We start from the raw sequence: 24,358 nt of genomic DNA, 5'->3' as shown, positions 1-24,358 counted from the left end.
TGGCCCGCCCGGCCCGGCGCCCAGCATGTGGCCCTCCTCGGGGCGAGCGCGAGCGGGAGGGTGGCCTCACGGGGCGCCGACGCGCCACGAGATGACCTTGAGCACCGAGCTGGCGTCCTGCATCGCCACCGCGAAGTCCCCGGCGCCCGAGCTGCCGTCCGACAGGGTCGAGAGGCGGCAGACGTTGATCCTCGAGCCGAGATCCCCCGACGCGCCGCTGTCCGCGAGCCGGTAGTCGTCCCTGGTCGCCACCTCCTGGAACCTGTCGCGCTCCCACGCGATCAGCTTGAGCCGGCCGTTCACGTCCCTCGTGGCGGTCAGCGCGCCCCTCCGGGGGGTGTGAATCGAGGCCGACCCCAGCCTCGCGATCGAGGTCTCGGTCGCCGTCTCCGACAGGTTGCCGGTGTCGTCGACCCGGGTGAGCGTGCCCGCCGGGGTCATGTCCCAGTAGATGACCCTGACGTTGCCAGCGCCGGTCCGGATCGACGTGGCGAATTTGCTGAAGCCCAGGCGCGTCGTGTCGAGGGCGGTGGCCGGCTCGCCGTCGATCGTGCTGTGGCGCGTGATGCTGCTGTCATCCACGCGGAACGAGATCGCCCGGAGGTTGCCGTCCGTGGTGCGCCCCGCCATGACCAGGCCGTACGCGGGGGTGCACGGCGACGCCTGACACTCGTTGAGCAGCGACGCCGCCGTCGACACGTCGAAGAACGCATCTCCGGCGGGAGACGTGTAGGAGGCGACCTTCACGTCGTAGACGCCGGTGGTGCCGCTGGGATGGGGACCGACGGTATAGAGATCGATCTGGAGCCGGTAATCCGTGCGGATGTAGGAGACCGCGATCAGGCCGCTCTTCACCAGCACCACGTCCGGGTTCCAGCCCGCGCCGACGTGCACCGCGTCCACCTCCTCGGGGGGATCCCCGACGACGGCGCCGTCGACGTCCCAGGTCGACAGGTAGACGTGGGAGAGCCCCGCCTCCTGGACCGCGGCCGCGCTCACGGCCACGCTGGAGCTGAGGTGCGCCACCGACGCCTCGGTGACGGACGTCAGCTCGGAGGCGGCGTGGAGCCTCAGGTACGGGAAGTCTCCACCGCCCAGGAGCGGAGGAGTCCAGCGGGCGAGCACGAGCCCCCCCGCCTGCGTGACCTCCGCCGTCACCACGTCGCGCCCGGTGCAGTCCATCGCCAGCGCCCTCACCGTCGCCGCCCCCGTGGGGGAGGCGGAGGTCTCCATCCGGTCCGGCAGGAAGATGCCGCGAAAGCCCCAGCGCAGCATGGCCGCCACGTCCGTTGCGGCGTGCTGCCCGACCGGGATGCTGCTCGACATGAACGAGCTGGCGACGAGCGTTCGCCCGAGCCGCGTGCTCTGCGCGACCAGGCTCGAGCGCACCCAGTCGGTGTCGCCGCCCTTGTCGCCGTCCACGTTCGGGTAGTACCAGTACCACTTGTTCAGCGGGTACGCCGTCGTGCCGGTGGAGCCGGCGACCGTGACGCTGCGGCTGCGGACGCCTGCGTAGTCGAGGAAGCCCATGCTCAGATCGACGGCCGCGTTCCATACCTTGATCAGGTCTCGAGGTGTGGTCACCTGCCCTGTCTCGTCCCCCCCGTGCGGGGTCTTCCACTCGGTGAGGCTCATCCCGAGCGCGTCCGCCTCATCGTTCATCATGTCGACGAAGTCCTGCTCCAGCGCGGCCGACTCGGCGACGGTCGAGCCCGTGCTGACGTCGGCGTTGAGGACCGCGTTGGCCACCAGCTCGGCGACGGCCACGGTCGTCTCGCCGTGGGACAGGGCGATCGAGTAGAGGGCGTCCTCCAGAGACATGGAGTCGCCCTTCTTCAACGTCTTCACGTCGCCTCCCGGGAAGCAGTTGCACCATTGCGACGCGGCCTTCTCGCTGATCACCACGGTGTCGCTGAGGCTGAGGAAGCCTTGCTTCACGGCCTTGAGCGTGACGTACATGGTCATGACCTTGGCGGTGCTCGCCATCGCCGCTGCCGTGGGGGTCCCGTTCTTCACGAACATCGAGGAGCCGGTGAGCGGGTCCACGAGCGCGGCGCGCTCGCCCACGACGGTCGGCTGCGCCTGCGCCGCGCCGGCCGCGAGCAGGACGCCGCCCGCGAGAGACGCCTGAAGCGGCCAGATCATGCAGGGAAGAAAGGAACGCTTTCGAATCGCACCCATGAAGGTCTCCTTTGGAACGCTCGAGGGTGCCCGCCGCCGACGCGCAGCGTCGATATCCAGCCTGGCTACAAGAGAGGGGCACTCAGCCGCGCCAGTGCCTCGACGGAGCCAACGCGGGCCTGGCATCTCGAATCGTCCGCGGGCCTGGCATCTCGAATCGTTGGCGGGCCTGGCAGAGCAACGCCCATACCGGCGCGTGATTCATCCCCCCGGTCGCCGGCTCCGGCGGCGGAGGGGTCGTTCACCGCGCGAGATCCCGATCAACGCAGCCGATGCGAGCGGCTTGCCCGCGCGTGAAGGGGCGCGTGCCAACGTGCCAACGTGCCAGCGTGCCAACACGTGCCTGCCCGCGCGTGAAGGGGCGCCTGCCGCCCGGGCAGGCCAGCTGAGCGCGCCCCTGACGAGCCGCGGCGCCCCGGGCTTCCTCGTGCCGGGAGCCGAGCGCGCCGACGAGCTCGCGCGGCGCCCGGCGCGTCGCGCGACGCGCGCCCGGTGGGACAGGAAACCGGCCGCGCAGCGCGGGCGCGGGGCCCCGGCCGGTCGCCGCCGGCCCGGATCTCTCCCGCGCCCGCCGCCGCCGTAGTATCTGCCCTGGCATGCCCTCCCTCGATCTCGGCGTCCTGATCTCCGGCCGCGGCTCGAACCTCCAGGCGATCCTCGACGCGATCGCCGCCGGCCGCCTCGACGCCCGCGTGCGGCTCGTCCTCTCGAACCAGCCCGGCGTCGAGGGCCTCGCCCGCGCCGAGCGCGCCGGCATCCCGACCCTGGTCCTCCCGCACAAGGGCTTCGCCGATCGCCACAGCTTCGACGACGCCGCCGTCGCCGCCCTCCGCGAGGCGGGCGCGGACTGGGTCGTCCTCGCCGGCTTCATGCGCCTGCTCACGAGCACCTTCCTCGACGCCTTCCCGCACCGGGTCGTCAACATCCACCCCTCGCTCCTGCCCTCGTTCCCGGGCGTGGACGCCCAGCAGCAGGCGCTCTCGCACGGCGTGCGCATCACCGGCTGCACCGTCCACCTCGTCGACGCCGGCACCGACACCGGGCCCATCCTCGCGCAGGCCGCCGTCCCCGTGCTCGACGGCGACGACCGCGACGCCCTCGCCGCGCGCATCCTGGTCCACGAGCACGCCCTGCTCGTCCGCGCGCTCTCGTGGATCGCCGAGGGGCGCCTCCGGGTCGAGCCGCCCGCCGCGCCCGGCGGGCGCGCGCGCGCCTCGATCGCCGGCGTCGACACCGCGATCGGGCTCGCCCAGGGCGGCCGCGCGCGGGGAAACGTCGGAGACGTCGGAGACGTCGGAGAAGTCGGGGAAGGGGCGTGATCCACAAGCACTACGACGTCATCGTCCTCGGCCGCTCCGTCGGCGCGCTCACGGCCGCGGCGCTGCTCGCGCGGCGCGACTTCACCGTGATGGTCGTCGGCCACGGCGAGCGCCCGCCCACCTACCGGCTCGACCAGCACGTCCTCCGCCGCCGCGCCTTCACCATGCTCGCCGAGCCCTCGCCGGCGTGGCGCCGCTTCCTCGTCGAGCTCGCCCAGTCGCAGACCTGGAAGCGCCGCATCGTGCCCGCCGCGCCCATGCTGCAGGCCGTCTCGCCCCGCCGGCGCCTCGACGTGCCGCCCGACATGGTCCTCTTCGGCCGCGAGATCGACCGCGAGTTCCCCGAGCTCCGGCGCGTCGTCGACGAGCTGTACGCCGAGCTCGCCTACGTCAACGGCGCCGCCGACGACGCGTTCTCGCACGACGCCGTCTGGCCCCCGGGCACCTTCTGGGAGCGGCGCGAGACCGCGCGTTACGCCGCGATGCTCCCGTACGCCCGCGCCGAGCCCGACGCCGACCTGCTCGTCGAGTTCCCGCGCGGCCACCTGTTCCGCTCCATCGTCGCGCAGTCGGTCCTCTTCGCCACCGACCTCTCGGCGCTCCCGCCCCCGTTCGCGGTGGCGCGCCTGCACGGGGCGTGGACGCGCGGGCTCATGATGCTCCCGCGCGGCGAGGAGGAGCTCGAGGAGTTCCTCGTCGAGCGCATCCTCGCCCACGGCGGCCGCTGCCTGCTCGACGAGCGCGCCGCCGCGGTCCACGTCCGCCGCGGCACCGCGGCCGGGGTCGTGCTCGACGGCGACGACCACCCGAACGGCAGCAGCTTCGTGATCACCGACATGGACGGCGAGACGCTCGCGAGCCTGTCCGGCGGCGAGGGCATCCACAAGCGCGCGCTGCGCGAGTGGCCGCGCATCACCTCGTCGGTCGGCCGCTTCGTCGTGTCGCTCGTCGTGCGCCGCGAGGGCCTGCCCGAGCCGCTCGGCCCGGAGTCGCTCCTGCTCCCGTTCCAGTCCGCGCCGGCCGGGTCCGCCGTCCGGCCGAGCTCGCCGCCGCGCGCGGCCGGCGACGCCGGCGCCCGGCCGAGCTCGCCGCGCCCCGCGCGCCCCGCCGGCCCCGCGCGCCCCGTGGTCCACCTCCAGCGCTGCGACCTCCCGCCGCCCTCCACGGACACGCTGCTCGTGGCGGAGATCCTGCTCCCCGACCGGGGCCCGCTCTCGCTGCTCGAGGCGCGCCAGGCGGTGCTCGATGCGCTGGTCGCCGAGCTGCCTTTCCTCGAGCGCCACCTCGTGCTCGTCGACTCGGTGCACGACGGCCTGCCCGTGTGGCTCTACGACGGCCCGCGCCGCCGCCTCGTCGAGCGCGCCGCGCTGAAGGGCGCCGCCCCGGGCGCCGAGCCGATGGTGCGGCAGCTCGAGGTCGACCCGCCCGGCTACCTCGGGCTCGCGGGCGAGCCGATCCGCGGGCCGATCGAGCGGACGCTGCTCGTCGGCCGCAGCGTGCTGCCCGGCCTCGGCCAGGAGGGCCAGCTGCTCGCGGCCTGGGGCGCGGCGCGCCTCGTGACCCGGACCGACCGGCGCAAGGAGCGGATGCGGCGGGACATGTGGAGCAAGGTCGAGATCGGCTGAGGCGGCGGTCTACGCCGCGCCGCGCGCGCCCCGGCGCGGCGGTCTACGCCGCGCCGCGCGCGCCCCGGTGCGCTGAGGCGCGGCCGCGCGCGAGACCCCGTGCGCCGAGGCGCGCGACGCGGCGCGCGCCTCAGGGTGCGCGGGGGAAGACCTGGAAGAACCCGTCGCGCTCGACGACGGAGAGCGGCACGTCGAACAGGCGCGACAGGTTCTCGTCCGTCAGCACCGCGCGCTTCGGGCCGTCGGCGAAGACGCGGCCCTTGCCGAGCAGGACGACCCGCTCGATCTCGGGCGGGATCTCCTGCACGTGGTGCGTCACGAGGACGAGCGTCTTGCCCTGCTGCGCGAGGCGCCGGAGCAGGGCGACGAGCTCGATCGCGGCCTTGAGGTCGAGGCTCGTCGTCGGCTCGTCGAACACGAGCGCCTCGGGGTCGTGCACGAGGGCGCGCCCGAGCAGGCAGCGCCGCTGCTCGCCGGCGGACATCTCCGCGATGGGTTTGTCGCCGAGGTGCGCGACGCCGAGCTCCCGGAGCACCTCCCCGGCCCGGGCGCGGTGCGCGGCGGTCGTCGGCTGGTGCTCGTGCAGCCCGGCGCTCGCGAAGAACCCGGAGAGCACCACCTCGAGCCCGCGGACCTCCCGCGGATAGGCCATCTGGAGCTCGTACGACACGAGCCCCAGCCTGCGCCGGAGCGCGAAGACCTCCCACCGCTCGCGCCCGAGGATCCGCACGGCCGAGCCCTCGCGGTGGACCGGGTAGATCTCCCGCGAGAGCAGCCGGAGCAGGGTCGACTTCCCGGCCCCGTTCGGCCCGAGGATCGCGGTGCTCTCGCCCTGCGCGATGCGCAGGGACAGCCCCTCGAACACGCGTGTATCGCCGCGGAAGACCTCCGCGTTCTCGATCTCGATGAGAGGCGGCGCGCTCATCGTTTAACTCCGTGGATTCCGTTCATCGGGCGCAGACGACTGGAGAGCTGAGCGGGAAATAGATACACGCTAGCCGACCAGCAGCCTCGGTTCAAGCACTTTCCGCCCTCGCGTGCCCTGCGTCTCGTTCCCGTTCTCGATCTCGATCTCGATCTCGATCTCGCTCTGCTGTCCTACTGTCTGCTGTCGACTGTCGGGTTCGTGTCGGCCTCGTTCTCTCGCTCGAATTGTCTCTTCAGCTCGCTTCAGCGAACATCAGTTCGCATTTCCGCGCATTTTCCGCGCACTCTCCGCGTATCTGCCTCGCTGTTCTTCATCTCGTCTTCTGGTGCTTCATCCCAGGTTTCACCCTCTTTCGCCTCATGTCGGGGCATGTCGCACTCGACGAGTTGTTGCGCTCGGCGCCGAATTTTCTCGTAGAACGGGTCTCCGAGACGGCACGCGCCCTGATTTTTCCGCTCTCACCGCGCGCGCAACGCGCTCATGCGCCGGTGCGACGAGAGGGAATCACAAGCGCAACTCGCGCAGATCGGCCGACGTCCGAGGCCGTTCATGCGCGCAGATCGTCGTTTTCCGCAGTGGATCAGGGGTTTCATGGTGGATCTTCCGTGCACCGGATCGCTGATCCACTCCAGGGACTTAATCACCATCTCGCGCGGACAGGCACCGTCGAAAATCTGCCTGGGAATCGACGTTTATCGCTCTTGCGAGGCGATGGCCCGCCGGTTGCAGTTACCCGAGCCACCTTCAACAAGTGCCCCGCGCCAAGCTGAAGCTGGCACTCGGGAGTGAAAAAATCCGCTGCGGCGTCGAGCCGCACGGCCACTTGGAGAACGTAAATGACGAAGATCAAGGGTTCGCTTTTCGGTGCCGGGGTTGTATGGTGCATGACCGCCGCGCTCGGCGGGTGCGTCGTCTCTCCGGAGGACGGCTACGGCGCCGAAGGGGACGAGATTTTCGCCGAGGAGGCAGCGGCGGCCGCAGCGGCATCGCAGATGCGCTTCGGCGTTGCGCCCCAGTGGAGCCAGAACTGGTCGACCCAGTCGGGACCGCAGCGCGTGGACACGGTCGTCGTCGGCGACTGGCTCCTCTCGAGCGGGTTCAGCAGCACGCACGCGAGCAAGGCGCGGGCGATCGCCCAGGCCGGGAAGACCCCGTACTTCTTCGGCTACATCGCGACGGACATGACGAAGAAGGGCCTCGGGTCCAACGACGACTGCGACGGCAACACGTCGAAGCCGCTCTGCCAGAAGGGCGCGGGCTACGTGCGCGACAACATCGAGGCCATGGTGAACAAGTACGCCGACGCGGCGAGCAAGATCAGCTCCGCCGTCGGCTCGGCCGAGGCCTTGATCCACATCGAGCCGGACTGGTTCCAGTTCTCGGAGACGCACCAGACCGATGCGTTCTCGCTCGACGAGTCGAACCGCTTCATGAACAGGATCCTCGGCGCCATCAAGACGAACTGCAGCTCGTGCAAGGTGGTCATCGACTTCAGCCCCTGGTACAGCGCGGACAAGACCAAGTTCGGGGCGTCCGCGAAGGACTTCTATTCGCAGTGGGATCGCGAGGTGGTCAAGTACGTCGGGCTCACCGGCAAGCAGTTCTCGTTCACCACGGGCAAGATCGACAACTACACCTACCGGGACATCACCAGCGCGCTCGGCCTGCCGCTCGTCGTCGTCGACGCGTACACCTTCGGCGGCGGGTCGATCCCGCAGGACTCGAGCTGGCTGAACACGAACAACATCGCCCAGGCGGTCGACATGGGCATCGCGATGGTGATGCTCTCGATGGAGGGCAGCGCCTCGACGTACGACAACTTCATCGCAAGCGTGAAGGGGACGACGACGACGCCGACGACCACGCCCACCACGACGCCGACGACCACGCCCACCACGACGCCGACGACCACGCCCACCACGACGCCGACGACCACGCCCACCACGACGCCGACGACCACGCCCACCTCCGGGACCGCGCGGGTCGAGGGCGGCGCTGCCGATATCGTGATCACCAAGTCCAACGACTGGGGCAGCGGGTACTGCGCCAACGTGAAGATCACCAACAAGGGCACGAGCCCGTTCACCTGGCAGGCGTACATCCCGAAGCAAGGCACAGGCACCGTCAGCCAGTCCTGGAGCAGCAAGATGACCTCGGACAGCAGCAACTACATCTTCGCCGGCGACGGCTACAACGTCACGCTCAACAGCGAAGTGAGCTTCGGCTTCTGCGCCAACAAGTAATCACCTGAGCCCACGCGGCGCGGCGGTCGAGCAGACGACGCTCCCCCGCCGCCGCGCCGCACCTCGATTCGCAGCGATGGGCTGAGCCATCGCAAGAGGCGGAATGGACCTCCGAGCCAGCTCGGGCCCCTCCCCGCCTGCTTTCTTACCTTAATCGCCTTCTTGATGCTCTCTTGGCCGGCTTCCTTCATCTATATTCATCTGTCTTGCTTGATGCTCTCTTGGCGGCTTTCCTTCCCCTGTCTTCCTTGATGCTCTCTTGACGGCTTTCCTTCCCCTGTCTTCCTTGATGCTCTCTTAGCCGTCTTCCTTCACGCTGTCTTCTTCGATGCTCTCTCGGTGATCTTCTGCCTTCCTTGATGCTCTCTTAGCGGTCTTCCTTCACGGTCTTCTCCAACGATCGTCCCTCGCTCGCCCGGCATGCCTGTTCGAGCGCCGGTCCTCGGCGCCCGACCCGGGACGTTCGCCCCCCGCCCACCCTCACGGCACACACCGCGCTGGCCCGGCGCCGACGCGGGTCCACCCCGGGATCTCGGCTGACCGCACGCGCCGAGCGCGGTATCGTGAGGGCACCGTGCACCCCGCCCCGCAGCGACGCCTCCCCGCCGCCGGTAGCCCTGGCGGACCCACCCGATCCCCGGCCGCGCCGCGCGCGCGTCAGGTCGTCCGGAGCGCCTCGTGCCGCTGAAGCTCCGGGTCACATGGCGCAACGCGGGGAGCCCGCTGCTGCCCGAAGCGCTCGCCGACGTGCAGGCCACGGCGGACGACACGCCGCTCGCGCCGGCCAGCGCCGGGCCGGGGCTGCGCGAGTTCGAGATCCCCGGGGGCGCCGCGCGCGTCGCGCTCACGGCGCGGTTCTCGGCGGCGTTCGGGGCGTTCGAGGACGTCCCGGCCCTGCAGGAAGAGGTGCTGTCGGTCGAGCAGGCCTTCGACGTCGACGGCGGCGGGACGGCGCTCAGGCCCGCCGAGGACCCGGCGTACGGACAGGCGCACCCGCTCGTCGACGTGAAGGCCGCGCAGGGGTCGCCCGGGGTCGTCGTCGCGCAGATTCATACCGATTTCGTCGACATCACGCCGTTCTGGATGGCGTACGCCAAGTCCACGGACGAGTACCAGCAGGGCCACCGGGCCGGCGCCGAGCTCGTGGCCCTCGGCGCCACCGCCGGGGAGCCGAAGATCTGGTTCGCGAGCGTCCCGGAGGCGTGCCAGGCGCCGCCGGACGCCGGGGTATCGGCGCTCGTGTTCTTCCGGCCGGAAGGGTACGCCTACACCAAGGTCGACCAGCGGCACGAGATGTTCGGGCTCAATCGCTACCTGCTCGCGCCCGATCCCGACCCCGGCGCGGCGTTCTGGGCGCGCGACGTGCTCGCGGTGGACCCGCGCGACCAGTCCCGCTGGGTCTACCTCCGCTGCGGGTTCGAGGAGGCGCTCGCCGCGAGCGGCAAGGCGGTCGTCATGCTGCACCCGTGGCCGAACGGATCGAGCTTCGGGGCCGCCGCGACCGCGAGCCTGCCCGGCCTCGCCGAGGCGGCGATCCGCTTCCTCTGGGGCGCGCAGAAGCTCGGCGCCGGGCGCGGCGGGGTCCACCTCGGCAAGCTGGGGCTCGCGGGCTTCAGCGCGGGCGGGCTGCCCCTCTGGCAGGCGCTCGCCGCGAACGCCGGCCGCGTGAGCGAGGTGTTCGCCTTCGACGCGCGCGGCGTCGCCAAGAACGAGGCCACGATCGTCCGCTGGTACCACGGCGACGCCTCGCGCCGGCTGCGGCTCACCGGCGGCCACCAGCTGGACGCCAACGCCGCCGTCCGGAAGAGCCTCGGCGGCAGCGCCGAGGAGGCGCGCTTCTCCGCCCTGCCGCCCGACAAGAGCGGGTATCTGCCCGGCGCAAACCCGCTCTGGGATCACGTGTGCTCGGAGCTCGCGGAGGACGAGCGGGACACGCACCTGAGCTCGGACGCGATATGGCACCAGTTCGCGGTGTTCGGCGGCTCCCCGAGGCCCGGAGAGCAGCGCGCCGTCACCTTCCTCCAGCGCTTCCTCGAGGAGTCGGGGCTCTGAGATCCCCGCGGCGCGGCGCCCCCGCGCCGCGCGCTCGCCTCACAGCCCCGCGAGGATCCGCGCGAGCGCCCGCATGTCCTCGTCGTCGCGCAGCCGCTCTAGGGCGGCGCGCGCCCGCGCGAGCGCGGGCTCGACGTAGCGCAGGTAGCCAGGATCCACGCCGATGCGATCGAGGAAGACGAACCGGCCGGCGTCCTTGAGCTTGCGCTGCACCGCGATCACGTCGAGCTCGCGGCCGAGCGCGTCGCGCGCCGGCCGATCGAGCCCGGCGGCGGCCGCGTAGTCGTCGAGGCGCGCCTCGATGAAGGGACGATCGAGGTCCTGGAAGCAATCGGTGAGGAGCGTCGCGAGATCGTAGGCGCGCGGGCCGAGCAGGGCGTCCTGGAAATCGAGCCACGCGAGCTCGAGGCCCCCTCCCGGCCCGCCCAGGACCATGAGGTTGCGGCTCTGGTAGTCGCGATGGACGAAGACGCGCGGCCACGCGGCGATGCGCCGGGCGAGGCGATCCGCCACGGCGTCGAACTCGGCGCGGGCGGCGTCGCCGAGCCGGAGCCCGCGCGCGCCGAGCGCCCACGCGCGGAAATGGTCGAGCTCCCAGCGCAGGAGCGTCGCGTCGAGCGCGGAGGCGGCCACGACCGAGCCGCGGGGGAGCGGCGCGAGCGCCCGCTGCGCCCGCGCGAGATCGCGCACGGCGAGCGCGTAGGCCTCGGCGCGGCGCGCGGGCTCGCGCTCGACGAGCGCCGCCAGCGTCCAGTCCCCGAGGTCCTCCAGGAGGACGAGGCCGCGCGCGCAGTCCTCGGCGAGCACCGCCGGCACCCGGACGCCGCGCTCGCGGAGCAGCGCGTGCACCTCCAGGAACGGCCATTGCGAGGGCGCGGAAGGCCACCCCACGGACGCGGCGCCGGCCGCCGCGCCCTCGCGCTCCGCGCCGGGCATGACCATCGCCACCGCCGTGCCCGCGGGCGTGGCGACGCGCAGGTAACGCCGCGACGACGCGCCGCCCGGCAGCGCGACCATCGACGAGGGGAGATGGCCCGTGGCCCGCTGGACGAGCCGGAGCAGGGCGTCGGGGCCGGGCGCATGCACGCCGTTTCCTACGCCCGCCAGCAGGGCGAGCGCCAGCTTTCCCGGCAATCTCGAGCAAGAGAGGCGACGAGGGCCGGCCGCGTCAGGGCGCCTGGCCCGGCGCGCGGCTCAGCAGGCGCCCGCGCAGCCGTCGGCGCTGTGGAACCAGAGCCCGCCGGAGTCCTCGCACTCGCTTCGGTCGTACTTGCCCGTACAGCAGCGCTCCTTGCTCTCGCAGGTCTTCGCGGCGCCCTCGCCGCTCCGGAAGCAGCATTTGCGGCTCTCGGGCGGCTCGGGCGCGGCGGCAGGATCCTCCGGCGCGGCCTCGCCGGGCGCGGTCGCCTTCTCGATCACCACCGGGACTGCGGGCGCGACGAGCGTCGCCACCGTGTCGCAGCCGAACGAGCCACTCATGACGAGGACGGCGAGCGCCGCACCCAGCGCACGAACGGTTCCAGGCAGCTTCATGATCGCCGTGCGTCGCATGGGCGCATGGCGGCGGCAAGTAAACTGCTCTCCGCTCCGCGACGGGGCGCCGCGCGCGCGCGCCATTCGGTCAGGCGTCAGGCGTCAGGCGCGCGCGCGCGCCATCGGTCAGGCGCCAGGCGCGCGCGCGCCATCGGTTGCCGGTTGCGGCCACCATCGGTCGTCGACCCGCGGCGCCGCCGGACTTCGGCCCTCTGGGCGCGGCAGCCGCCGTGCTATAAGCCGATGCAATGGCGAACCACCCAGCCGCGCCCCCGCCGGTCACGCCGCTCCGCGGAGCGGCCGCCGCCTCCGTCGCCTGGCGAAGCCGCGGCGAGCTCCGCGTCACCGTGATCGTCAAGGCGACCTTCGCCTTCGCGGCCGACGCGGACATGCCCCGGATCGAGCCGCAGCGGATCCTGCAGGGCGAGGTGCACCACGGCAACAACCCCGCGCGGAGCGTGCGGTTCACGAGCGACCTGGCCCCGCACCTCGAGCGCGCCGACGTGCTCTTCACCGGCCACGCCCACGCGCCGCCGGGGACTCCCGTGCAGTCGCTGCCTGTGCGACTCGCGATCTCCGACGAGGGGCGCGTCCTCCTGGACAAGCAGCTCCGCATCCAGGACAAGGCCGGGTTCCAGCGGATGCCGATCGTGTACGAGCGGGCGCTCCGCGGGGAGAGCGATCAGGAGAACTTCCTCGGCGTGCCGGCCGCGGGCGACGACTCGGCCCTGGAGGCGAACGTCATCGATCCTCTCCAGCCGGCGCGCCCGGCCGGCTTCGGCCCGATCGCGCGCGCGTGGCCCGCGCGCAAGCGGCTGCTCGGGGCCACGCCGCGCAAGGCGCTCGACGCCCCGATCGCCGAGATCCCCGACGCCTTCGAGTGGGCCTATTTCCAGGCGGCGCCCCCCGATCAGCGCATAGGCCACCTGCGAGGCGGCGAGTGGATCGAGCTCGACGGGCTGCACCCCGCGCTGCCTCGCCTGAGGACGCGCCTGCCGGACGCGCGCGGCCGGGCGCGCATCCACGGCCTCTCCGCGTTCGGCGTGAGCGAGGGGCAGCCGCTCGAGCTCGTTGCCGACACGCTGCGCATCGACGGCGACGAGCAGCGGTGCACCCTGGTCTTCCGGGGCAGCTTCCCCGTCCCCGACGAGGCCGCGCTCGCGGCGGCCCGCATCGTGGCCGGGGTCGAGATCCTCGGGGAGCCGCTCGCGTGGCCCGAGGCGCCGCCGCAGGAGGCCGCCGGCGCGGCCTACGGGGGCGGCGCCGCGCTCGCCGCGCTCGGCCTGGCGGCGGCGCAGACGCAGCCGGCCGTGGCGGCGAGCACGCTGAGCCTCCCGGGCAGCAACACGACGACGGCGGCGCTCCCCTGGACGGCGGAGGCGGCGGCGGCGCCGGCGACCCCGTTCCGACCCGGGTCAGCGCCGGTCGATCTCGCCGGGCGCCCGTCCGGCGCGGGCGCTCCGGCGCCGCGGCTGGACACGGGGACACTCGCGCTCTCGCCGGACGAAGGCGAGGGCCCGGGGGGCGCAGGCCCGGCCGCGACGCTGGCGCTGATGCCCGAGGAGGACCACGTGGCGGCGGACCAGCCGCCGCTCCCGTTCCAGCCGGCGGCCCCGGGCGAGGCGCCGGCCCTGGCCGCGAGCGCGCGGGCGCCGATCGCGGCCGAGGAGCGCCAGAGCTCGGGCACGCTCACGCTGCCGGCCGACGACGGCTGGGAGTCGAGCGATGGAGCGCCGGCGAGCGCGAGGCCGTCCGGGAGCCCGGGAGCGGAGGAGCTCGCCGTCGTCGACGACGCCGCGCCCGCGCGCGGCGTCGTCGACCCCGTGGAGGTGCACGCCGATGTCGCCCCGGCCGCCCTGCCCGAGGAGCCGCCGCCTCCGCCGAGGGTCGCATTCAGCGATTCGCCGCGCGCGCCGGAGCCCGACGCGCCCGTCGCGGCCGCGCCGCCGCCGCGGCCGCCGCCCCCTCCGGCGCTGCCGGCCATGCCCACGCCGTCACCGGCGCTGAGAAGGAGCCTTTACGAACGGTTCGACCGCAAACGGTAGCTCGCTGGCCCCGCCACGGCGAGCGCGAGGGACGCTCAAGAAGGCGTCGATCGGCAGGAGACCCCCTCCCACGGCACGATGGATGGAGCTGCGATAATGACTTCCTCACCTGATTCGCTGGATATTCGAATCGAGCTCTCCGGCTTCTCGTCCGACCTCCTCCAGGTCTATAGGCTGTCGGGGCGCGAGGCGATCTCGCAGCTCTTCACGTTCGACGTCTACGTCGCGTGCCCGAGCGACGCGGCGGTCGACGGCAAGACCCTGGCGGGCGAGAGCGTCGCGCTCGTGTTCGAGCAAGGGGACGTCGAGGTGCGGCGCATCCACGGGATGGTCGCGGAGGTGCACGACCTCCTCGCCTCGGTGGTGATCGAGCGCCGCGCGTACCGGCTGCGCGTCGTCCCGCGCGCCTTCCGCGCCACCCTGGTGGAGACCACGGAGATCACGATGAACAAGGCCGTGCCCGAGGTCATCAAGGCGAAGCTCGAGCTCCTGGGCCTGAGCGGGAGCGACGTGGAGTTCCGGCTCATCGGCACCTACCCGGCGCGGGAGTTCACGGTGCAGTACCAGGAGACCGATTTCGCGTTCATCAGCCGCCTGGCCGAGCACGTCGGGATCAGCTTCTTCTTCGAGCACCAGGACGGCCAGGACACGCTGGTCTTCACCGACAACGCCGGCGGGTTCGCGCCCGCGGCGGGCGCGGCGTCCGTCCACTTCCGCGAGCGCGGGGAGACGCGGGACGTGTTCGAGCTGGAGGCGAGATCGCGGCTGGTGCCGAGCGTGTATGTCGCCCGCGATTACAACTACCGTCAACCGCTGCTCGATCTGACGGCGGAGCACGTGCTGCCCACGGGGTTCGCGGGCGGCGTGGTCGAGTACGGCGGCCATTACAAGACGCCGGACGAGGGCAAGGTGCTGGCGCAGGTCCGGGCCGAGGAGCGGCAGGCGACGGAGCTCGTCTACGCGGGCCGGAGCTCGGTGCCCGCGCTCGGCGCGGGCGTGCGGTCCATGCTGGAGGAGCACCCGATCCTCGCGTCGCTCGACCTGCTCTTCGTGGAGGTGGAGCACCACGTGGTGCAGGCCTCCGCCGGGACGCAGGGCGACGGCGAGCCCCAGCGCTACGTGAACAGCTTCCGGGCGATCCCGGCCGACAGGACGTACCGGCCGCCGCGCGTGACGCCCGTCCCCCGGATCAGCGGCGTCGTGACCGGAATCGTCGACGCGGGGCCCGGCGGCGGCGGCAAGGACGCGCAGATCGACGAGCAGGGCCGGTACATGGTCCGGTTCCTGTTCGACACGGGGCCGGCGGGCGGCGTGCCGTCGCGGCCGGTGCGCATGCTCCAGAACCACGCCGGGGCGAACTACGGCACGCACTTCCCGCTGAAGCCGGGGACCGAGGTGCTGATCGGGTTCGTGAACGGCGATCCCGATCGGCCGCTCATCGTGGGCGCCGCGCCCAACCCGCTGACGCCGTCGCCGGTGAACAGCGCGAACCGGTCGACGCACCGGATCAAGACGCAGGGCGGGATCATCTTCGACCTCGTGGACGACTGAGCCGGGCGCCGCTCAGGGCCTCGGCGCCCGCGCGGGCGCCGGGCCCCCGGCGGGAGGAGCTCCCGGCGCGGAGGCGCCCTGCTCGCGCGCCATGGCGCGGATCGCGTGGTTGAGCGCGGCGCGCAGGTTGCGCTGCGTGCTCAGCTGCGAGAGGTCGAGCCCGAGCGCGACCATGGTCTGGGCGACCGTCGGCTTGATGCCAGCGACGATGCCGTCCGCGCCGAGCAGCCGGATCGCGGTGACGAGCTCGATGAGGTGGGACGCGACCTTGGTGTCGACGACCTCGACGCCGGTGAGGTCGAGGATGGCATAACGCGCCTGCTTCTCGACGATCTTCGAGAGCAGGCTGTCCATGACGTCGGCGGTGCGCACGCTGTCGACCGTGCCGACCATGGGGAGCGTGAGCACGCCGTCCCAGACCTCGATGATCGGCGTGGAGAGATCGCGGATGACCTTCTGCTGCGCGGCGATCTGGTCGAGCTGCACGCGCAGCTCCTTCTCGACGACCCGGGACTCCGACACGTCGAGCGCGACCCCGAGCACGCCGTCGACGCGCCCGCCGGGCTCGCTGCGGAGCGGGATGAGCCAGTTGTCCCAGTCGGCGCCGTGCGCCTCGCCGTGGCCGCGGCGTACCTGGCCGTCGTACCATTGCCGCACCTGATCGACGAACTCCGGGCCGGTCCCATAGACGTCGACCACGTTGCGCCCGACGTGCGCTCCCGGCTTCATCCCGGATTTCGAGAGCGCCCTGCCCTCGTGATAGAGGTAGCCCCCTTCGCCGTCGAGCGCCCACACCACCAGGGGATCCACGTGCTCGACGAGGCCGTCCAGGATGCGCGCCTTGAGCCGGAGCGTCTTGAGCTCCTCCTCCTCGGTCACCTCGGGCGCGGGGCGGAGCGAGCCGAGGACGGCGTTGCGATCGGACGACCGCCTCGCGCTGCACGACAGCCGCCGGTAGGAGCCGCCGCCGTCGCGCAGGCGGACGTCGAAGGAGGCGGGCTCGCCCGTCTCGAGGAGCGCCGAAAAGGCCGCCGAGAGCGCCGCGCGATCGTCCGGGTGCGCGAGATCGGCGAGGAGCGCGCCGCCGTCGAGCCCGGGGCCGAGCACCTCCCGCAGCCCGCCGCTCCGGTGGAGCAGCGCTCCCTCGGGCGAGGCGATGAAGAGCAGGTCGGGGCAACCGGCGAAGAGCTCGCCGAGCAACACGTCGGGGGCAGGTCCCATCAGGGTCGGATCTCCTCAAGAAAACAGAGAGGCGGGGAATATACCGCAAGCAGCGTGCTTTCACGGCGGGGGTCCGAGCGCAAGAGCTCACGTATCGAGTCTCGCCGCTTTCCCATCTTGAACTCCCGCTGTCCCGCGCGACCACGCGCCCTCCGCCGCGCGCCAGGCCCCCACGAACCCCGGCTCCCGCCGTGTGATACCCTCGCAGGGCTCCATGGCCCCTTACCGATCCTCCCGAGAGGACCATGCCGCCGCGCCTGCCCCGCCGCCCGGCCCCGTGGCCGACATGGTGCAGCAGTTCGCCGACCCGTACGCCTTCCTCCGCGAGCTCGTGCAGAACGGGATGGACGCCGGCGCGCGGCGGATCGCCGTGCGCGTCGAGACGTTGCCCGGCGCCTGCGCCACCTCGGTCGCGGACGACGGGAGCGGCATGTCCCGCGAGGACATCGAGGGGCCGCTGCTCACGCTCTTCAGCTCGTCCAAGGAGGGCGACGCCTCCAAGATCGGTAAGTACGGCGTCGGCTTCGTCTCCGTGTTCGCCCTCCAGCCCGAGCTGGTCGAGGTGGAGACCTGGCGCGACCGGCAGGCGTGGCGCCTCCGGCTGCGCGGCGACACGAGCTACGAGCTCGAGGACGCAGGCCCGCGCGAGGGCAGCGGCACGCGGGTGACCCTGCTCCAGCGGCTCACCCGCGAGGCCTTCGTGGAGCACGCGCGGCGCGCGCGGGCCGCGCTCCGCCGCTGGTGCCGGCACGCCCGGTGCGAGATCGCCCTCAGCATCGCCGACCACGAGGGGAACGTCCCGGGGAGCGTCGAGCGGATCGACGGGCCGCTCGCCGTCGCGGCGCCCGTCTCCGTGACCGCCGTCGAGGACGACGCGACCTTCGTGGTCGGCCCCTCCGCCGGGACGCAGCACCTCCCGCGGCCGGACGGCGGCGACGCCGCGGAGCACGGCCAGAGCTTCGCCGGCTTCTACAACCGCGGCCTCACCCTGTTCGAGACCGGCAGCGAGGTCTTCCCCGGGCTGTCCGGCGTGCGGTTCAAGGTGATGAGCCCGCACCTCCAGCACACGCTGAGCCGCGACAACGTGCGCCGCGACGACGCCTTCTGGGACGCGCTCGCGCGCGTGCGCGAGCTCGTCAAAGGGTCGCTGCGGCGCGAGCTCGCCGCCCGCCTCGCGCCCGCCGCCCGCGCCGCGGCCGGCGGCGAGGGCGCCGCCGAGTACGCGGCGCTGCTCGAGGCGGCGCTGTCGTCGCCGGCCGCCCTCGATCCGGACGAGATCCCGTTCCCGCTCGCGAGCCCCCTCGCGGGCGAGCGCGCGCTCGCAGGGCTCCGGTCGCTCGCGCCTGGGCGCGCGCCGCTGCTCACGGCCGAGCGGGCCGACGCGCTGACCGAGGCGGTCACGGAGCGCGGGCTGCCGGTGGTGCTGTGCGGCCACCCCGCCGTCGCCGCGCTGCTCAAGCAGTGCTTCCCGAAGGCGCACGTCCAGGAGGCGCGCGCAGCCTACCTGCTCGTGCGCGAGGAGCCCACGCGCGCCGCCGAGGGCGACGCGGCGCTGCTCCAGGTCGTCGCCGAGGCGCTCGCCCGCGCCCGGCACGGGGTCGCCGGGGTGAGCCTCTGCCGCGTCGAGGGCGCGCTCCGCCAGCGCGGCGCGATCCTCCTGCCGGGAGGCGGCGAGCGCGGCCGGCCGCAGCGCTCGTGCCACGCCGCGCGCGATGTCGTGCGCAGCGCGGCGCGGTGGCGGCCAGGGCACGCGCTCTACCTCAACGCCGGCAGCGACACCGTGGCGCTCGCGCGGCGGCGCGCGGCCGTCGACCCCGTGACCGCCGGCAACCTCCTCGCCCGCGCGCTGCTCGTCGAGGCCAAGGGGCCGCTCGATCCCGAGGACAGCGACCGGCTCCTGGATCTCGCGGCGCGCCCGCCGCCGCTCGCGGGCGGCGCCGCGGCGCGGGGCGCGCCCGGGGGAGGCGCCGCCGCGCAGCGCGCGCCCGCGGGCGGCGGCGGCCAGCGGAGGATCCCGCAGTGAGCCGGATCGTCGCCCGCGGCGCGATCCGCGTCGACGCCCGGCGCGCCGTCCAGAAGCTCCGGGCGCACCTGCTCGTCGACCTCGACCTCTACCTGCTCGAGCTCGTCCGGGCAGCGGCCGCGGGCGGCGCGACGCAGATCGACCTCCGCTACGACGCGGACGACGTCAGCGTGACCTTCGACGGCGAGCCGCTCGACGCGCCCGTGCTGGCGCGGCTGCTCGACCACGTGCTCAACGCCGCGCCCGACGACGCCTCCCGGAGGCTCCGCCTGCTCGCGCTCGGCGTGAACGCCGCGCTCGGGCTGCGCCCCGCGCGCGTCGACCTGATCACGACCGGCCGCGGACCGCAGGGGACGGCGCCCGAGGCGAGCTGCACCCGCGTGCGCTTCACGCCCGCCCTGCTCGAGACGCCCGCCGACGCGCTCGCCCCGGCCGCCGCCCCGGCCTGCGACGAGGTGCCGCGGCCGCCCGACATGCCCGCGGCCGGGCTGCGGATCGAGGTGCGGCGGCGGCTCGGCTGGTCGGTGCTCCGGCGCGCGATCCTCGGCGATCTGCCGCCGGAGCTCTCCCACCTCGCCGCGGCGACGGGCGACTTCCCGGTGCCGATCGCGCTCGCGGGCGCGCCGCTCCGCGCCGCGACGGGCGGCGGCGAGGAGCGCGCCGCGACGGGCGGCGGCGAGCGCGCCGCGACGGGCGGCGGCGAGCGCGCCGCGACGGGCGGCGGCGAGCGCGCCGTGCTCCTCCGCGTGCCGTTCCGCGTGCGCGGCGTGCGCCGCGCCGCGCTGGAGATCGTCGCGCCCCGGCGCGGGCCTGAGGAGCCCGCCGCGGGGGCGGCCCTCGCCGGCGCTCCCGCGGGCGCCCTCGCCAGCGCTGCGCCGGCCCCCCTCGCCGGCGCCCCTCCCCGCCCCGCCGCTGCCGCCCCTCCGCGCCCGGTCGCAGCGGCCCCGTCCGGCCCGCTCTCCGCCCCGCTCTCCACCCCCCTCTCCACCCCCCTCTCCACCCCCCTCTCCGGCCTCCCCGTCATCGACTTCCTCGAGCACGGCGTGCGGCTCGCCCGCGAGCGGTGGAGCTTCGCCCCGCGGTTTCCCTCGTCGCCCTACCAGGGCGTCGAGCTCCCTGTCCGCGTCGTCGCCGACGCGGACGAGCTGCCCACCAACGCGTCGCGCTCGGCGGTGCGCGAGGACGCGCCCCTGCGCGCGCTGCTGCGCGAGGCGGCGACCGCCGCGCTGCTCGACGCCCTGAAGGCCCTCTCCGCGCTCGTCTGCGGCGCCGGCGTCGTCCCGGAGGGCGTGCTCGTGGTGGACGAGGACCGCGGCCGCCTCGAGGACGCGCTCGCGGCGTTCGCGTGCGTGGCCACGGGCGACGCGCGCGCGGGCGCCGTGCTGTCCGCCGAGGCGCAGGCGGTGCGCGAGCTGCCCCTGCTCCGCGACGGGCACGGGCGGCCGGTCTCGCTCGCGTCGCTCGACGTGTGCGACCGGTCGCCCCGCTTCCTCTGGCGCGGCGACACGCGGCTCCCGGACGAGCTTTCGCCCTGGGCCCACGACGTGATCTGGAGCCGCGGGAGCCTCGCCGAGCGCGCGCTCGCCGGGCTCCCGCTCGAGAGCGCCGAGGTGATGGTCGAGCAGGCGAAGCTCGGCGCCGCCCGCCGCAGGGCGTTCCTCCAGCACGCGACCGGCGAGCCGGTCGTCCCGCCCTCCCCCGAGCACGTGCTCCGCGCCGCCTTCCACGCGGACGAGGGCCCGCTCGCCGGACTGCGCGGCGAGCTCGCCGTCCTCGCGGACGACGGTACGGCCCGGGGGAGGGCGGAGGTCCGCGTGTTCGTGGAAGGGCGGCACCTCGAGACCGTGGAGCTCGATCCGGCCGCCGTCCCCCTGCCCGTCGAGATCGCGCTCGCGTGGGAGGGGCGCGTGCGGCCGCGGTTCTCGTACGACGGCGTCGAGCGCGACGAGCGCTTCTGGAGCGCGGTCCGCTACGCGGTTCGGGTCGCGCTCGCCGCGGCCGACGGGGAGGCGCGGCGGCACTTCGGTCCCAGGGCCGCACGGCCGACCGCCCCGGCCGGCAGCGAGCTCGCCCCCCTCCGCGCCGCGCTGCGGGCCGCGGTCGGGACGCTGTTCTGCGCCCCGCAGCGCCTCGGCGACGCGGACGGCGACGCGCGCGGTGAGCGCGGTGAGCAGGTCGAGCGCGGTGAGCAGGTCGAGCGCGGTGAGCAGGTCGAGCGCAGCGCGGGCGGCGCGGGCGGCGCGGCGCCGCCCGCCGGCGACGACCTCGAGCCGGCGGCCTTCCCCGGGCTCATGAAGGCGCGGATCTGGCCCACGATCCCGCCGGGCCGGTTCATGAGCCTGGAAGGCCTCGCCGCGCTCGCGCGGGCGGCGCGCGGCCTCTGCGTCGCGCCGCCGGAGGCGCGCGGGCGCGCGCCCGACCGGCGGCCCGTGATCGCCGCCTCGCAGCGCGAGCTCGACTGGCTCGCAGCCGCGCTCCCGCGGCGCGAGCTCGTCCTCTACACCCCGGCGCTCTTCACCGAGGACGAGCTCGCGGCGCGCGAGGCCGCACGCCGGCGCGCGCTCGCCGCGGCGCTCGACGAGCTCGCGGCGCCCGGCGCCGGCGCGCCCGTCCTCGAGGTCCGCCGCCCCGAGTTCCTCGCGCTCGCCGCGCCGCACAGCGCGGCGGTCGAGGCGTGGCACCACGCCGCGCAGCCGCTCGCCAGGCTGGAGCCCGCGCCGCTCCTCGGACCCGTCGCGATCGCGATCGACGACGACACGGCCATGCCCGGCCGGGGCTTCCGCGGCCTCCTGTCGCCGCGCAACGAGAAGGCCGCCCACGAGGTCGAGCGCGCGCTCTGCGAGGCGATCGTGGCCGCGCTGGAGGGCGACGACGCCGCGCGCGCGCGGCTCGGCCTGCAGGCCGATCCGCCCGACGACGGCGGGCGGCGCGGGGCGCGCGGGGCGCGCGGGACGCGCGGGACGCGCGGGACGCCGAACGCCGGCGTCGCCGCCTACCTCCTCGGCTGCGCGCGGGCGCTCGCGCTGCGGGCCCGGAGCGCGCCCCTCGAGCCGGCCCTCGGCGAGCTCGCGGCGCGGATCCGGCGCCTGCCGCTCGTCCACATGCTCGACGCGCGCGGCGAGGAGGTCGCGTGCTCGCTCGAGACCCTGGAGGCGACGCACCCGGCGCTCTCGCCGATCCCGGTGCTCGACGACGCGCCCGGCTTCGAGACGCTCGCGTGGAACCCGGTCGTCCTCCGCGACGAGCGCGCGCGCGCGGCGTTCGTGCGGTGGGCCGGCGGCCGCGCCCTCATGGCGCAGGGCGCGCTCCCCGCGCGCAGGCGCCGCGCCGCGCTGGAGCAGGAGCGCCGCGCCTTCCTCGCCCGGCTGGAGCAGGCGGACGCGCGCGGCGACCGCCCGGCGCCCGGGCTCGCGCTGTCCGGCGAGCCCGCCCACCCGCGCCTGCGGATCCGCCTCGCGATGCGCTCCGCGAAGGTCGAGGGGGAGCTCGAGATCATCGAGGGGCCGGCCTCGGACATCCGCCTCCTCGGCCTCGACGGCGTGGAGCGGCGGGTGGAGGCCGAGCTCCCGATCCCGCTGCGCATCCTCGCGCGCACCGGCGCGGTGGACCCGTCGCGGGACGACACGCGCGCGCTCCTGACGAGCCTCGCCAGGTTCGCCGGCCGCCACCTGATCTCGCTCGCGCCGCGGTTCGACGAGCTGCCGCCGTTCGTGCGGAGCCACGCGCGCAGCGCGGTCCTGAGGACGCTCGCCGGCGGCAAGCGCCTCGTCGCCAAGGCCGCGAGCGCGCCGATCTTCCAGGACATCGACGGCAACCTCTTCTCGTTCGACGACCTCCGGCGGGAAGGGGACGCCGAGTGGCTGAGCACCGCGGCGCCGCCGCCCTACCCGAAGCGGCGCTACGGCCGGCCGGTGCTCCGGCTGAGCGAGGCCGAGCGGCTGGCGCTCGCGACCGCCGTGCTCCTCCGCGACGTCACCGGCGTCCTCGCGCGCGACCTGGCCGCCGAGGAGCGGCTCGCGGCGCCGCCGCTCGACGCCGTCGGCCTCGACGCGGCGGCGCGCGCCGCGAGCTTCGCGGTCTTCCCCTTCGAGGCGCGGGCCGAGGGGCCGGCGCCCGCGCGCGGCGAGATCGGCCTGCTCGCCCCCGAGCACGCCGGCGCGGCGGCGATCGCGGTGCACGTGGGGCGCCGCCCGCTCTGCGCGCTCGAGGCCGGCGACGGCTGGCCCGTGCGCGCGGCGATCAACGACGACACGCTCGAGCCGAGCCCCGCCTTCGACGGGCTCCGGTCGGCCGCGGCCGCGGCGAGGCTGCGCCAGGAGGTGCGGGAGGCCGCGGCGCGGTGGCTGCGCGCGCGGCTCGCGCCGCCCGAGGGCGCGCTCGCGGCGCGGTGGATCGAGGTCGCCCCCGCCTCGGACCGCTCGCTGCTCGTGGCCGGCGCGCTCTGGCTCCCGGCGCGGTGGCCGCGCGAGCCGCGGGTGCTCGTGTGCGCTCCGTCGGCCACGGCGCGGCTCGCGGCCGATCCCCGCGGCGGGTTCGCGCCGCGCGCGCTCCGCTCCCGGAGCGACGCGGGCGGCCTGGCGGGGCTCGCGCCGGTCGAGGGCATGCTCCTCGTGGGCCCGCAGCTGCTGGCGGAGGAGCGCTGGGACAGCGTCGTGGAGATCGCCATGGAGGCCGCGGCCTCCATGGCGGCCGAGCTCTCGGACGACCCCGCCGCCGCGCCGTACCTCTGGGACCTCCACCTGCTCGGCCGCCTCGACGGCGGCAAGCTCGCCGCGCCGACCGCCGGCGGGGAGCACGTCGGCCCGGCCGAGATCCGCGCCGAGCTCGCCGCGCGGCGCTGCCTGTGGCTCACGGACGGCCGCGGGAGCGAAGGCGGCGATTTCCCGCACGCGGCGCCGGCGTTCGTGCTGCGCGACGACGGCTCGCCGCTCGTCGAGGTGCTGCGCCACCGCGCCGCGCCCGGCGTGCTGCGGGAGCTCGGCGGGCCCGCCCCGCGGCTCGAGGCCCGGCCCGCTCCGCAGGCCGCGACCGCCGCGCCCGCGCCCTTCGTCCTCCTGGAGGACACGAGCGGCGCGCCGGGGGAGGCACCCGCGGACGCCCCGCTCCTCGCGGGCGACACGAACGGCGGCGCCCGCGCATGGCTCGGCGCGCTCTGGCGCAGCCTCCGCAACCGCCTCGCGAGCGGCCGGGGCGGCCCGCCGCCCGACGAGGGGCCCGATCCGCACGATCCGGCGGCCCCGACCCCGCTCGCGGCGGCGCTCCACGAGGTGATCGCCGAGATGCGCCTCGCGGGGACGCCGGTCCGCTCCGTGGTGGAGGGCCGCTCGGGCAGGCCGATCCGTTACGAGGCGAGCCGGAGCCAGATCGTGGTCAACCCCGAGCACGCGGCGCTCGCCTGGATGCGCGCCCGCGGCGCGCCCGACCCCGCGGCCGTCGCGCTGCTGGCGGCCGCGGCCGTCGGCGAGGTGAACCGGGCGCGCCGGTCGGTCACCGACGCGGAGGAGCGCCGGGCCCTCGACCACCTGCTGCGCTCGATGGGCTAGCTCCGCGCCGCCTGGAGCGCGGCGCCGCGGGCGCGTCGCTCGCGCGCTTGGACGCCGCGGGCGCGTTGCTCGCGCGCCGCCGGAGCGCAAAGCT

Annotated in this window: 13 protein-coding genes; 8 read left to right on the top strand and 5 right to left on the bottom strand. The window is 74.6% G+C overall.

Going from position 1 to position 24,358, the window contains the following annotated elements; all coding sequences use genetic code 11:
- Positions 1 to 66: 66 nt before the first annotated feature.
- Entirely contained in the window at positions 67 to 2,181 is a 2,115-nt protein-coding gene (locus WMF43_RS47580) for a D-alanyl-D-alanine carboxypeptidase family protein (protein ID WP_437675521.1), read from the bottom strand.
- 596 nt (positions 2,182 to 2,777) lie between these two features.
- Here WMF43_RS47580 and purN point away from each other — a divergent pair.
- Positions 2,778 to 3,500 carry a phosphoribosylglycinamide formyltransferase gene (gene purN, locus WMF43_RS47575; protein WP_437675520.1) on the top strand — a complete coding sequence of 241 codons (723 nt, stop codon included), beginning with the start codon at positions 2,778 to 2,780 and terminating at the stop codon, positions 3,498 to 3,500.
- Entirely contained in the window at positions 3,497 to 5,125 is a 1,629-nt protein-coding gene (locus WMF43_RS47570) for an NAD(P)-binding protein (protein ID WP_437675519.1), read from the top strand. The genes purN and WMF43_RS47570 overlap by 4 nt, the downstream gene beginning before the upstream one ends.
- 130 nt (positions 5,126 to 5,255) lie before the next feature.
- On the opposite strand, the gene WMF43_RS47565 is transcribed toward WMF43_RS47570, so the two are convergent.
- Positions 5,256 to 6,050 (bottom strand): ABC transporter ATP-binding protein, encoded by a 795-nt coding sequence (locus tag WMF43_RS47565; protein ID WP_437675518.1) that lies wholly within the window; start codon positions 6,048 to 6,050, stop codon positions 5,256 to 5,258.
- A gap of 887 nt (positions 6,051 to 6,937) precedes the next feature.
- Between WMF43_RS47565 and WMF43_RS47560 the strand changes: the two genes are divergently transcribed.
- Both WMF43_RS47560 and WMF43_RS47555 read left to right on the top strand, forming a co-directional pair.
- The gene (locus tag WMF43_RS47560) at positions 6,938 to 8,296 is read left to right on the top strand and encodes a cellulose binding domain-containing protein (protein ID WP_437675517.1); all 1,359 of its coding nucleotides are present in this window, start codon (positions 6,938 to 6,940) and stop codon (positions 8,294 to 8,296) included.
- A 678-nt stretch (positions 8,297 to 8,974) separates the two neighbouring features.
- Positions 8,975 to 10,348: a hypothetical protein gene (locus tag WMF43_RS47555; RefSeq protein WP_437675516.1), complete on the top strand. Its 1,374-nt coding sequence runs from the start codon at positions 8,975 to 8,977 to the stop codon at positions 10,346 to 10,348.
- Positions 10,349 to 10,387: 39 nt separating this feature from the next.
- Here the strand turns inward: WMF43_RS47555 and WMF43_RS47550 are convergent, their stop codons facing one another.
- Positions 10,388 to 11,434, bottom strand: coding sequence for an aminoglycoside phosphotransferase family protein (locus tag WMF43_RS47550; RefSeq protein ID WP_437675515.1), 1,047 nt, complete (start codon positions 11,432 to 11,434; stop codon positions 10,388 to 10,390).
- 108 nt (positions 11,435 to 11,542) lie between these two features.
- Complete coding sequence (locus WMF43_RS47545) at positions 11,543 to 11,881, bottom strand: hypothetical protein (RefSeq protein ID WP_437675514.1); 339 nt, start codon at positions 11,879 to 11,881, stop codon at positions 11,543 to 11,545.
- Positions 11,882 to 12,129: 248 nt separating this feature from the next.
- On the opposite strand from WMF43_RS47545, the gene WMF43_RS47540 reads away from it, so the two are divergent.
- Both WMF43_RS47540 and WMF43_RS47535 read left to right on the top strand, forming a co-directional pair.
- Complete coding sequence (locus WMF43_RS47540) at positions 12,130 to 13,926, top strand: DUF2169 family type VI secretion system accessory protein (protein WP_437675513.1); 1,797 nt, start codon at positions 12,130 to 12,132, stop codon at positions 13,924 to 13,926.
- A gap of 96 nt (positions 13,927 to 14,022) precedes the next feature.
- The gene (locus WMF43_RS47535; RefSeq protein WP_437675512.1) at positions 14,023 to 15,477 is read left to right on the top strand and encodes a type VI secretion system Vgr family protein; all 1,455 of its coding nucleotides are present in this window, start codon (positions 14,023 to 14,025) and stop codon (positions 15,475 to 15,477) included.
- A 12-nt stretch (positions 15,478 to 15,489) separates the two neighbouring features.
- On the opposite strand, the gene WMF43_RS47530 is transcribed toward WMF43_RS47535, so the two are convergent.
- On the bottom strand, positions 15,490 to 16,698 hold the full coding sequence (locus WMF43_RS47530) for an STAS domain-containing protein (RefSeq protein WP_437675511.1): 1,209 nt from the start codon (positions 16,696 to 16,698) through the stop codon (positions 15,490 to 15,492).
- A gap of 214 nt (positions 16,699 to 16,912) precedes the next feature.
- Between WMF43_RS47530 and WMF43_RS47525 the strand changes: the two genes are divergently transcribed.
- Together WMF43_RS47525 and WMF43_RS47520 are read left to right on the top strand one after the other, a co-directional pair.
- Positions 16,913 to 18,721 (top strand): sacsin N-terminal ATP-binding-like domain-containing protein, encoded by a 1,809-nt coding sequence (locus WMF43_RS47525; RefSeq protein WP_437675510.1) that lies wholly within the window; start codon positions 16,913 to 16,915, stop codon positions 18,719 to 18,721.
- Positions 18,718 to 24,264, top strand: a complete 5,547-nt coding sequence (locus WMF43_RS47520; RefSeq protein ID WP_437675509.1) for a hypothetical protein — start codon at positions 18,718 to 18,720, stop codon at positions 24,262 to 24,264. The genes WMF43_RS47525 and WMF43_RS47520 overlap by 4 nt, the downstream gene beginning before the upstream one ends.
- The last annotated feature ends 94 nt before the right edge of the window (positions 24,265 to 24,358 follow it).

Origin of the sequence: Sorangium sp. So ce131 (assembly GCF_051519095.1) — a bacterium.
Lineage (GTDB): Bacteria > Myxococcota_A > Polyangia > Polyangiales > Polyangiaceae > Sorangium.
Note: the sequence above shows the minus strand (reverse complement) of the source record. Positions and strands in the feature narration are given on the sequence as shown.